Genomic DNA, 11071 nt, shown 5'->3' on the forward strand with positions numbered 1-11071 from the left:
TTGCGAGAAGGGGTGGGGGGCCGTCGCCGCTCCCCACCCCGTTTCGTTTCCGCGACCTAGGCGGCCAGCCGGAAGCGGCCGACCAGGTCCATCAGCCCGTCCATCTCGGTGCGCAGCGACTGGGCCGCCGCCGTGGCCTGCTGCACCATGGCGGCGTTCTGCTGGGTCACCTGGTCCATGTGGCCGACGGCGGTGTTCACCTCTCCGACGCCCAGCGCCTGCTCCCGGGCCGCCGACACCATCTCGCCCAGCAGGGCCTCCACCTCGGCCACCCGGCCGACGATCCGCTCCAGGGCGTCGGCCGTCTCGCCCACCAGGGTGACGCCCTGGTCCACCTGCTCGGTGGAGGTCGAGATCAGCCCCTTGATCTCCTTGGCCGCGTCCGCCGAGCGCTGGGCCAGGCCCCGCACCTCCGAGGCCACCACGGCGAAGCCCTTGCCGGCCTCGCCCGCGCGCGCGGCCTCGACGCCGGCGTTCAGCGCCAGCAGGTTGGTCTGGAAGGCGATCTCGTCGATCACCCCGATGATCTGGCCGATCTGCACCGACGAGGCCTGGATGCCGTCCATGGCCGTGCGCGCCCGGTTCATCACCTGGCTGCCGGCCTCGGCCTCGCTGCGCGCCGCCAGCACGATGTCCGAGACCTGCTGGGCCCCGGTGGCGCTCTTGTTCACCGTGGCGGCGATCTGCTCCAGGGCCGCGGCGGTCTGCTCCAGGCTCGCCGCCTGCCGCTCGGTGCGGGCCGACAGGTCGTTGGAGGCTTCCGCGATCTCGTGGGTGTTGGTCATCACCCCGCTGGCGTTGTTGACGATCAGCGACAGGGTCTCCTGCATCCCGGCCACGGCGCTGTTGAAGTCGTCCTTGAGCTGCCGGTAGTCGTCGGCCACCTCCGCCTCGATGCGGGCGGTGAGGTCGCCCTCCGCCACCCGGGCGAGGCCGCGGGTCAGCTCGGCGACCACCAGCGCCTGCTCGCGGCCCGACGCCTCGAACGCCCGCTCCACCTCGCGCAGCTTGGCCGCGTTCTCCTCGTGCGCCACCGACGCCTGCGACTGCAGCCGGTTGCGCTCGACGATGCCGTCCCGGAAGACGTCGAGCGCGGCGGCGATCTCGCCGGTCTCGTTGCGGTCGCCGCGGCAGGGGATCTCCACCTCGGTCTCTCCGGCGCTCAGCCGGCCCATGGCCGCCACCTGCGCCCGCAGCCGGTCCGACAGCCCGCGCGCCACCCCGAACGCCAGCGCCCCGGCCAGCAGCAGGGCCACGGCGACGATGGCCAGGTCGATGTAGAGGCGCCGCTCGAAGCCGGCGATCCGCACCTCCAGCAGGCGCATCAGCTCGGCGTTGGTCGCCCGCCACGCCTTGTCGGCCTCGGCGTCGAGGGCGGCCGGCGTCGGCGGGGGACCGGCCTGGCCGGCGACGTAGGTGCGGGTCTCGTCGGCCAGGGTGTCGGCGGCGCGGGTGAAGGCCTCGGCCCGCTCGGCCAGGGCCTTGCGGGTCAGGCCGGCCGCGTTGTTCTTCATGCCCGCGTCCAGCGAGGCGCGCGACCGCGCCGTGGCCAGCGACAGGTGCTCGGCGGCCACCACCATGGCGTCGTGGTCGCCCAGCGCCATGGCCACCTCCAGCTCCCGGGCCGCCTGGTTCACCAGCGGCAGCGCGAAGGCCACGGCGTCCATCAGGTAGTAGCTGTCGAGGTCGGGATCGAGCGTCAGGTTCGAGCCGTCGGAGACGGCGGCGATCGCCGCCACCCCCGCGTTGGCCCGCGCCAGCGGGTCGCCGCTCTTGTCCAGCGCCTTGATCGCCTCGGCCTCGTTGAACCGTCCGTCGGGCGCCGGCGGCGGGCCTTTCAGACGCGCCGCGGGCCAGACCTTCTCCAGGTACTGCGCCCCCTGCAGCTCCTTGGACGAGAAGGCGATCTGGGTCAGCTCGGCCTGCACCAGCAGCCAGAGCAGGATGGCGATCGGCGCGCAGAACACGGCGCAGATCAGCATCAGCCGCGCGCCGAACGACCAGCGGCTGTTGACCACGTCCACGAGACGGAAGGGGTTCGGCAACGACATCGGGCGCTCTCCGGGCGCGCCGCCGTCGGCGCGCGCGGAGCTGATTGACCGGCGTTATGGCTAACCGGAGCTAAACAATGCCCGATGGGGACATTTTGTCGCAGCCCGAGGGCTGCGCGCGGCCCGGAATGCTCCGCGCCGCGCCTCTGGCGCCGCCTACTTGCGCACCCACCCGCCGCCGGTCGGGCGGTAGAATTCGCCCGGCTTCAGCCGGCCCTGCACCACCTGGGTGAAGGCCGAGGCGCCGGCCGCGGCCGGCGTCGTGCCGGCGCGCTCGGCCGCCTCGCGGTAGACCTGCGCCCGGCCGGCGTTGATCTCGGCCACCGCCTGGCGGATCGCCGGGTCGGCGGGCTCGGTCACGAAGCCCAGGAAGCCGTCGGCCTGTTCGCCGACGATCCCGGCCGCCTTGGCCCGGTCGACGGCCGCCTTGGCCTGGGCGGACTGCGCCACGGCGGCGGAGGGGAGGGCCAGGGCCGCCAGCACGGCGGCGCCGATCCCAATGAGTTCTCGTCCCTGCATGTCTCTCACAAGCCCCGTCCTTAGAAGAGGTTCGGGTTCTGCTGGATCAAGGCTTTCACTTCCTCGTCCAGCCGCAGCCGGACGTCGGCGTCCAGCTTGGCGTAGATGGTGATCGGCTCGACCTGCACCCTCACGGTGGGCGTGCAGGCGGCGAGCCCCAGGCCCGCGAGGGCCAGGGCCCCTGCGGCGGCGGCCAGCGATCGGCGCGTCTCGATCATATGGTCGTCTCCAACTCTTGCGGCTCCTCTTGCGGCCTCACGGCTGAACCGGGGGTGAACTGCGCAGCCGCTGGTAGTCGGCGTAGTCCTTCAGCAGATCGTCCAGGTTCAGCGTCGTGTCCAGGGTGAGATTGACCCCCGTGTCCGAGGGCAGCGGCAGCTTGCGGTTCATGAAGTTGCGGCGGATCAGGTCGACGATCCCCAGCCGGATCTCCTGGTGCTGCGGCGGGTCGTGCCGGCCGACGATATGGAACAGCACGCCCAGGCGCCCGTCCTCGCGGCTGGCGACCGTCGCCTCCAGGGTGTCGAAGGCCAGGTTCTCCATGGCCTGGTAGGCGAAGTCGGTGATGGTGTCGCTGCCGGGCGGCGTCAGGCCGGCGACCAGGGGCGCCCCCGCCTCGCCCGCCGCGAGCTGGGCGCCGGGGACCTCCACCTCGCCGGTGAGCGCCTCGCGCTGGATGGAGATCCGGCCGGGGGCGATGGCCTTCAGCGACCCGCCGAGGATTCGCACCCGCTGCGCCTGCACCTCGAAGGGGATGCGGCCGCTGACCTTGGCGTCGAACTCCACCTTGTCGCCGAACGGCGAGGCCTCGACGATGTCGTGGAGCTGCACGCCCTCGAAGTTCAGCACGCCCTTGGTGGGCTCGCCGGGGGTCAGGGGAACGCGCACCTCCTCCACGGTCACCCGTCCGCCGCCGACCGCCGCCTCCCCGCCGGAGATCACCACCGCGGCCTCCTCCAGCCCGAAGGTGGCGGTCACGCCGGTCAGCGGGAACGGCCCGTCCACGCTGTCGGCCCGCAGCGTCTGGCCCGGCGCGGCGATCAGCGGCGCGAGGCTGGTGAAGACCACCTCCCCCGACAGCCCGCTCACCCGGCCGGCCGGGCTCACGAAGTCCAGCCTCGGCACGCTCAGCACGCCCTGGCTGGTCGCGGCCTCGGGCGTCCACCGGAAGCCGCCGGCGAACCGGGCGGAGCCCACCGCCGGCGATCCCACCGCCGCGGCCAGCGGCGAGAGCTCCGCCGGCTGCAGCCCGCCTTCGGCGAACGCGATCAGGCCGGTGTCGATCTCCACCCCGCCCACGCCGCTCAGCCCGTTGTGGCGCAGGGTGGCTGTGGCGAGCGACCGGCCGCCCGGCGTCGCGATGGCCAGCGCGCCCGTCCAGGTATCGCGCGCCAACTGCGCCGGGCCGCTCATGCGCAGCGGATTGAAGCGCGTCTCCGGCGCGGCGTCGCTCACCGTCGCCCCCTCGATCGTGGCGTCCGCGGTCAGGCGCTCGCCCGTCAGGGCCATGACCACCCGGCCGCGGCCGTCGCTCACCCGCGCCTGCAGGAACGGCGCCCGGGCGGCGACGGCTTCCGCGCGCCCGGCGATCCGCCAGCCCCCGCCGGCCAGGGTCAGCAGCGGCTCGCCCGTGGGGCAGAGGCGGCCGGACAGGGCCTCCACGTCGTTCTCGCCGAGCTCCAGCCGCGCGGCCTGGACCTCGGCGCAGCGCTCGGCGGTGAAGCGCACCGCCTCGCCCATCCGCAGCGTCCCGGCGGCGTCGAACACCCCGCCCTCGATCGGGCCGATGGAGAGCGCCGCCTTCACCCGGCCGGAGGCCGTCGCCCCGCCGTCCACCAGGGCGAAGCGGCGAATGTCGGCGTCCACGCGCGGCAGGCCGCCGCCGGCCACCGCCAGCCGCCAGCCCGCGCCCTGAGGCGTCAGCCGCGCCTCGCCGCCGCTGGCCGGCGCGATCCGCGCGCCCTGGGTCAGCCTGGCCGCCAGCGCGCCGTCCTGCAGGGCGAGCGCCACGCCGGGCGCCGAGAAGCCGAAGTCGCGCACCGCCCGCTTCACCGCGGCGATGTCCCGGGAGTCCTCCGCCACCGGCCCGCCCAGGCCGAGCCAGCCGCCGCGGCCCTGCGCCGCCGCCGTCAGCCGCAGCTCGGGCCGGCCGCCGCGCCAGGCCGCCGCCCCGTCGGCGGTCACCGAGGCCGCGCGCAGCCGCAGCTCGCCCGCCGCCAGTTCGTCCACCGCAGCCCGCAGGCCGAGCGTGCCGCTCACCGCGTCCCCGCCGCGGCGCGTCCAGGCGAGGTCCGGGGCCGTCACCGCCGCGCGGATCGCCCCCGCCCGTCCGCCGGCCACCTCGGCGCCTCCAGCCCGCAACTCGGCCGCGCCCTGGCCGCGCACCGCCAGGTCCGGGATCCAGCCGCGGCTCTCGCCCGTGAAGCTCGCCGACAGGCTGGCGTCGGCCAGCGCCTGCTCGGCCAGCCGCAGGCGGCGGCCCGATAGCTCGGCGCGGACGACCACGCGGCCCTCGCCGCGCTTCTTCTCGAGGTCGGGATAGGGCAGGACCGCGGTGATCCGCAGCCGGCCGTCCTGCAGCGCCGCCTCGCCCGCCCGGGCCAGCGTCAGCGGCGCGTCCAGGCTGGCGCGGGCGCGGTCGCCGGCCGAGGTCATTTCGACGGAGGCCGCGCCGGCGGTCAGCTCGAAGCCCTCGCCGCGCAGCCGGGCCGGCGCGGAGGAGGCCGTGAGCGAGACCAGCCGCCCGTCGTTCACCAGGGCGTCGGCCGCCAGTTGCAAGGGGCCGTAGTCGGTGGCCAGCCGCAGCACGCCGTCGTCCACCTCGATCCGCGGCTTGCGCGCGTCGGGCTGCGGCGGCCGCCGCCGGAATTCCTCGATCAGCGGGTCGAGCGCCCCGACGCTCAGCCGCCCGCCGCGCACGCTGGCCCGCAGCACCGGCCGGGTGAGCTTGATCGACGACACCTCCAGCCGGAAGCCGCGGAGCGCGTAACCCACCTCCGCCCGCTCCACGGTGAGGTCGGGATTGCGCGGGTCGCCCACCCGCAGCCGCGCCACCGCGTCGGTGAAGCCCAGGGACTGGATCTCCGCCTCGGACGCGATGCCCTTCGACTGCAGCCAGCCGCTCAGCGCCTCCCGGGCGATGATCCGGCGGGTCGCATAGAGCAGCACCAGCACGGCCACGATCACGACCCCGGCCACCGCCAGGATCAGGCGGAGGCGGCGGCGCGGCGATGTGGGGGCGGCGTCGGTCAAGGGCGGCTCGGCTCGTTCCTAAGAACGTCCTGATACCGCAAACGAGCCAAACCGTGGCGCCTCAGCCGGAGATCGCCTCGCGCGGCAGGGTGGCGAGCGCCACGCCGCCGTCCACGGGGATGGTCGCGCCGACCACGTAGTCGCCGGCCCGCGAGGCCAGGTAGATGGCGCAGGCGGCCATGTCCTCGTCGCGGCCGATCCGGCCCAGCGGCACGCGCCGCGCCACCGAGTCGGCCTGGTCCCGGGCGGCGCGGTTCATCTCCGAGGCGAACGGCCCGGGCGCGATCGCGGTGACCACAATCCGGTCCTTCACCAGCTTCGCCGCCACCCGCCGCGTCAGGTAGATCAGGGCCGACTTCGACGCGTGGTAGGAATAGGTCTCCAGCGGATTGAGGGCCATGCCGTCGATCGAGGCGATGTTGATCACCTTGGCCGGCCGCTCGTCGCTGGCCGCCGCCTTCAGCGCCCCGTGCAGCGCCTGGGTCAGGAAGAAGGGCGACTTCAGGTTCAGGTTCATCACCTTGTCCCAGCCGCTCTCCGGGAATTCGTCGAAGTCCGCCGCCCAGGCGGCGCCGGCGTTGTTCACCAGGATGTCGAGCTTCGGCTCCTTCGCCTGGTAGGCCGCCACCAGCGCGTGGACGCCCTCGGTGGTGGAGATGTCCTGGGGCAGCGGGATGCAGTTCGGCCCGAGCTCGGCCGCCGTGGCCTCGCAGGCCTCGGCCTTGCGCGAGGAGATGTAGACCCTCGCCCCCTGCTCGATGAAGCCGCGCGCGATCATCTTGCCGATGCCGCGCGAGCCGCCGGTCACGAGGGCGACGCGGCCCTCCAGCGAAAACAGGTCCGAGGCCACCGGTTCCTCCCGTCTTGTCCCTAGGGCGCCGGTTGACTTGGTAGGGCGGGCCGAGGCCTATAACAAGCGTTTGAATCCTGCGGCCGCCGATGCAATGAGCGGCCACCCAGCCATTTCGAGGGGACGCTTCATGACCGAGATCAATTCGGTGACCACGCTCACGCAGGAAGGCGACGTCGCCGTCCTGACGCTGAACTCGCCGCCGGTGAACGCGCTCTCCGCCAAGGTGCGCGAAGGCCTCGACCTGGGCTTCAAGGCGGCCATCGACAGCGACGCCAAGGCCATCGTCCTGATCTGCGACGGCCGCACCTTCATCGCCGGGGCCGACATCACCGAGTTCGGCGGCCAGATGCAGGGCCCGTCCCTGCAGGACGTGCAGGCGACCATCGAAAACGCGCCCAAGCCGGTGATCGCCGCGATCCACGGCACCGCGCTCGGCGGCGGCCTCGAAGTGGCGCTCTGCGCCCACTACCGCGTGGCCGTGCCCTCCGCGAAGGTCGGCCTGCCGGAAGTCAACATCGGCCTGCTGCCGGGGGCCGGCGGCACCCAGCGCCTGCCGCGCATCGTCGGCGTCCAGAAGGCGCTCGAGATGGTGACCTCCGGCCAGCACGTGCCGGCCAAGCAGGCCCTGGCCATGGGCCTGGTCGACGAGATCGTCGAGGAGGGCAAGCTGCGCGAGGGGGCCATCGCCTTCGCCAACAAGGCCGTGGCCGAGAACAAGCCGCTGGTGAAGGTCCGCGAGAACAACGCCAAGCTGGAAGAGGCCAAGGGCAAGCCCGAGATCTTCGCCGACTTCCGCAAGGCCAACGCCCGGAAGTTCCGCGGCTTCATGGCGCCCGAGAACAATATCAAGGCCGTCGAGGCCGCGGTGAACGCCGGCTCCTTCGAGGACGGCGTCGCCGAAGAGCGGAAGCTCTTCATGGAGCTGATGATGGGGCCGCAGTCGGCGGCCCAGCGCTACTACTTCTTCGCCGAGCGCCAGGCGCAGAAGATCCCCGACGTGCCGGACGACACCCCCACCCGCCCGATCAAGAAGGTCGGCGTGCTGGGCGCCGGCACCATGGGCGGCGGCATCGCCATGAACTTCGCCAACGTCGGCATCCCGGTGACCATCGTGGAGCTGAAGCAGGACGCGCTCGACCGCGGCCTCGCCACCATCCGCAAGAACTACGAGCGCTCCCGCGGCGCCGTGCCGGAGCAGACCGAGCAGCGGATGTCGATGCTGAGCGGTTCGCTGAGCCGCGAGGACCTCGCCGACTGCGACCTGATCATCGAGGCCGTCTTCGAGCGCATGGACATCAAGAAGGAGGTCTTCGCCTCCCTCGACAAGATCGCCAAGCCGGGCGCCATCCTGGCGACCAACACCAGCTACCTGAACGTCGACGAGATCGCCTCGGCCACCAGCCGGCCGCAGGACGTCATCGGCCTGCACTTCTTCTCGCCGGCCAACGTCATGAAGCTGCTGGAGGTGATCCGCGGCGAGAAGACCGCCAAGGACGTGATCGCCACCTCGATGAAGCTGTCGAAGCAGATCGGTAAGATCGCCGTGCTCGCCGGCGTCTGCCCGGGCTTCATCGGCAACCGGATGCTGAGCCAGCGTCAGCGCGAGGCCCAGAAACTGGTGCTGGAAGGCGCCATGCCCTGGGACGTGGACCGCGTGCTCTATGACTTCGGCTTCCCCATGGGTCCGTTCGCCATGAGCGACCTCGCCGGCCTCGACATCGGCTGGGTGAAGGAGAACTCCAAGGGCGAGACCATCCGCGACGTGCTCTGCGAGATGGACCGCCGCGGCCAGAAGACCGGCGCCGGCTACTACGACTACGACGAGAACCGCACGGCCAAGCCGTCGCCGGTCACCGAGAAGATCATCAACGACTTCATCGCCAAGTCCGGCCGCAACCCGCGCAAGATCTCCGACGAGGAGATCCTCGAGCGCTGCGTCTATCCGATGATCAACGAGGGCGCGAAGATCCTGGAGGAGGGCAAGGCCATCCGCTCCAGCGACATCGACGTGGTCTGGGTCAACGGCTACGGCTGGCCGGTCTACCGCGGCGGCCCCATGTACTACGGCGACCAGGTCGGCCCGGAGAAGGTGCTGGCCAAGATGAAGGAGTTCCAGGGCGCCATGGGCGACGACTTCAAGCCGTCCGCCCTGCTCGAGAAGCTCGTGGCCGACGGCAAGAAGTTCTCGGACTTCAAGCAGGCCTGATCCCAACCCCTCGACGGCGGGCGGCCTTGAGCCTCCCGCCGTTTTTCACACCCGGCACCTACCCTTACGTCAGGATTTTCCGAACATGCGTGAAGCCGTCATCGTCGCCGCCAAGCGGACCCCCATCGGGAAGGCCTACCGCGGCGCCTTCAACAACACCTACGGCGCGACCCTCGGCGCCCACGCCATCCGCGCCGCCGTCGAGCAGGCCCGCCTGGAGGGCGGCGAGATCGACGACGTGGCCATGGGCTGCGCGCTGCAGCAGGGCACCACGGGCAACAACATCGCCCGCCAGGCGGCGCTGCGCGCCGGCCTACCGAACACCGTCTCGGGCATGACCATCGACCGTCAGTGCTCGTCCGGCCTGATGGGCGTGGCCACCGCCGCCAAGTACATCATCAACGACGGCGCCCCGATCGCCATCGGCGCGGGCATCGAGTCGATCAGCCTCGTGCAGAATGACAAGGTGAACCGCTTCATGGCCGGCGACCCGTGGCTGCGCGACCACGTGCCGGAGCTGGCGACCTCGATGATCGAGACCGCCGAGATCGTCGCCGAGCGCTACGGCGTCAGCCGCGAGGCCCAGGACGAATACGCCCTGCAGTCGCAGCAGCGCACCGCCCAGGCGCAGTCCGAAGGCCGCTTCGACAACGAGATCGTCTCGGTCACCACCACCATGAAGGTGCTGGTCAACAAGGAGACCGGCGAGACCGCCGACAAGGAGATCACCCTCTCCGCCGACGAGGGCAATCGCCCGCAGACCACCATCGACGACCTGAAGAAGCTGAGCCCCGTCTTCAAGGGCGGCCGCTACGTTCCCGAGGGCAAGTTCATCACCGCCGGCAACGCCTCGCAGCTCTCCGACGGCGCCGCCGCCGTGGTGCTGATGGAGCGCAAGGAAGCCGAGCGGCGGGGCCTGGAAGCCCTGGGCGCCTACCGCGGCATGGCCGTCGCCGGCTGCGGTCCCGAGGAGATGGGCATCGGCCCGGTGTTCGCGATCCCGAAGCTGCTCGAGCGCAACGGCCTGACCATCGACGACATCGACATCTGGGAGCTGAACGAGGCCTTCGCCTCGCAGGTGCTCTACTGCCGTGACAAGCTGGGCATCCCCAACGAGAAGCTGAACGTGTCCGGCGGCTCGATCTCCATCGGCCACCCCTACGGCATGACCGGCGCCCGCTGCACGGCCCACCTGCTGTACGAAGGCAAGCGGCGCGGCGCGAAGTACGGCGTCGTCACCATGTGCGTCGGCGGCGGCATGGGCGCCGCAGGCCTCTTCGAGATCTTCTAAGAGGCCGGCCGCGGCGCCCATCACTCGGAGTGGCCGAAATCGCACTCGCGATTTCGGCGGGCGCCGCAGGCCGCTTCGAAATATTATAAGCGACCGCGCACAGGCGTAACCGGAAGGGGCGCGCCGCAAGGGGCGGCCCTTTTCGCATCCGGCGTCACAGAAGCGCCGAACTCCTTGGCAAGGTCTCGGAAGCGCTGGAGAGTTCGCGAATGTCCGAGCGGGAAACCCCGTCCAATCCCTACGCCCGCCAGAGCGCGTGGCCGACCATGCCGCAGCAGCCGTTCCGCGTCGGCCCGCTGCCGAAGGCCGCTGCGCCGCCGCCGGCCCGCCCGGCGCCGCAGCCGCAGCCGCAGCCGCAACCGCAACCGCAGCCCGAAGCCTCGCGGCCCGAGCCGCGGCGCGCCACCTCGATCTTCTCCGGCTCGGCCGTCCCCATGGGTCTGCCGCCCACCCGGCCGCAGCCGGCTCCGGCTCCGGCTCCCGCCCCGGCCGTCGCGCCGGCGCCCGCCGAGCCCGCGCCGCCGCCGGTGGTCGCCGAGGCGCCGCTGGCCGCGCCCGCGCCAGAACCCGCGCCGGAGCCCGCGCCGCCTCCGCAGCCCGAGCCGGAGGCCGTGGCCATGGCCGCGCCGCCGATCCGCCGCGCCGAGCGGCCGGCCCGCCGGTCGAACCTGCCGCTGGCCGCCAGCGTCGTGGTGGGCCTGGGCGGCCTCGCCGTCACCGCCGCCGTGCTGATGCGCGAGCCGCCCGAACCGCAGGTGCCGCCCGAGGTTCTGGCCGCCACCGCCCCGCCGCCCGCCGCGCCGGTTTCCGCTCCGGCTGCCGCCGCCACCCCCGCCGAGGCGGTCCCCATCACCGCCGAGCCCGCGCCGCCGATCGCGGCTCCGCCGGCGCTGGCGCCT

General features: G+C 72.6%; 8 protein-coding genes. 3 read left to right on the forward strand and 5 right to left on the reverse strand.

The window, feature by feature from the left end; genetic code table 11:
* Positions 1-56: 56 nt before the first annotated feature.
* The 5 genes from ACE3Q8_RS05880 to ACE3Q8_RS05900 all read right to left on the reverse strand — a co-directional run bounded on the left by ACE3Q8_RS05880 (position 57) and on the right by ACE3Q8_RS05900 (position 6672).
* Complete coding sequence (locus tag ACE3Q8_RS05880; protein ID WP_374469318.1) at positions 57-2051, reverse strand: methyl-accepting chemotaxis protein; 1995 nt, start codon at positions 2049-2051, stop codon at positions 57-59.
* A gap of 156 nt (positions 2052-2207) precedes the next feature.
* Positions 2208-2570 (reverse strand): DUF1318 domain-containing protein, encoded by a 363-nt coding sequence (locus tag ACE3Q8_RS05885; protein ID WP_374469329.1) that lies wholly within the window; start codon positions 2568-2570, stop codon positions 2208-2210.
* 20 nt (positions 2571-2590) lie between these two features.
* Complete coding sequence (locus ACE3Q8_RS05890) at positions 2591-2788, reverse strand: YnbE family lipoprotein (RefSeq protein WP_374469319.1); 198 nt, start codon at positions 2786-2788, stop codon at positions 2591-2593.
* Between the two features lie 37 nt (positions 2789-2825).
* Positions 2826-5822, reverse strand: coding sequence for a YdbH domain-containing protein (locus tag ACE3Q8_RS05895; protein WP_374469320.1), 2997 nt, complete (start codon positions 5820-5822; stop codon positions 2826-2828).
* A 61-nt stretch (positions 5823-5883) separates the two neighbouring features.
* On the reverse strand, positions 5884-6672 hold the full coding sequence (locus ACE3Q8_RS05900; RefSeq protein ID WP_374469321.1) for an SDR family oxidoreductase: 789 nt from the start codon (positions 6670-6672) through the stop codon (positions 5884-5886).
* A 130-nt stretch (positions 6673-6802) separates the two neighbouring features.
* On the opposite strand from ACE3Q8_RS05900, the gene ACE3Q8_RS05905 reads away from it, so the two are divergent.
* The 3 genes from ACE3Q8_RS05905 to ACE3Q8_RS05915 all read left to right on the forward strand — a co-directional run.
* Positions 6803-8881 (forward strand): 3-hydroxyacyl-CoA dehydrogenase NAD-binding domain-containing protein, encoded by a 2079-nt coding sequence (locus ACE3Q8_RS05905; protein ID WP_374469322.1) that lies wholly within the window; start codon positions 6803-6805, stop codon positions 8879-8881.
* Between the two features lie 85 nt (positions 8882-8966).
* The gene (locus ACE3Q8_RS05910; RefSeq protein ID WP_374469323.1) at positions 8967-10172 is read left to right on the forward strand and encodes an acetyl-CoA C-acyltransferase; all 1206 of its coding nucleotides are present in this window, start codon (positions 8967-8969) and stop codon (positions 10170-10172) included.
* A 209-nt stretch (positions 10173-10381) separates the two neighbouring features.
* Positions 10382-11071 (forward strand): hypothetical protein (locus ACE3Q8_RS05915; RefSeq protein ID WP_374469324.1); only part of this gene is annotated, 690 nt, incomplete at its 3' end.

The sequence above is a fragment of the Phenylobacterium sp. genome, assembly GCF_041913825.1.
In the GTDB taxonomy this organism is placed as follows: domain Bacteria; phylum Pseudomonadota; class Alphaproteobacteria; order Caulobacterales; family Caulobacteraceae; genus Phenylobacterium.

What these genes read in the sequence shown, in the direction of transcription:
- ACE3Q8_RS05890 (WP_374469319.1), bottom strand. Translation starts at nt 2,788, where the DNA reads ATGATCGAGACGCGCCGATCGCTGGCCGCCGCCGCAGGGGCCCTGGCC.
- ACE3Q8_RS05880 (WP_374469318.1), bottom strand. Translation starts at nt 2,051, where the DNA reads ATGTCGTTGCCGAACCCCTTCCGTCTCGTGGACGTGGTCAACAGCCGC.
- ACE3Q8_RS05905 (WP_374469322.1), top strand. Translation starts at nt 6,803, where the DNA reads ATGACCGAGATCAATTCGGTGACCACGCTCACGCAGGAAGGCGACGTC.
- ACE3Q8_RS05885 (WP_374469329.1), bottom strand. Translation starts at nt 2,570, where the DNA reads ATGCAGGGACGAGAACTCATTGGGATCGGCGCCGCCGTGCTGGCGGCC.
- ACE3Q8_RS05910 (WP_374469323.1), top strand. Translation starts at nt 8,967, where the DNA reads ATGCGTGAAGCCGTCATCGTCGCCGCCAAGCGGACCCCCATCGGGAAG.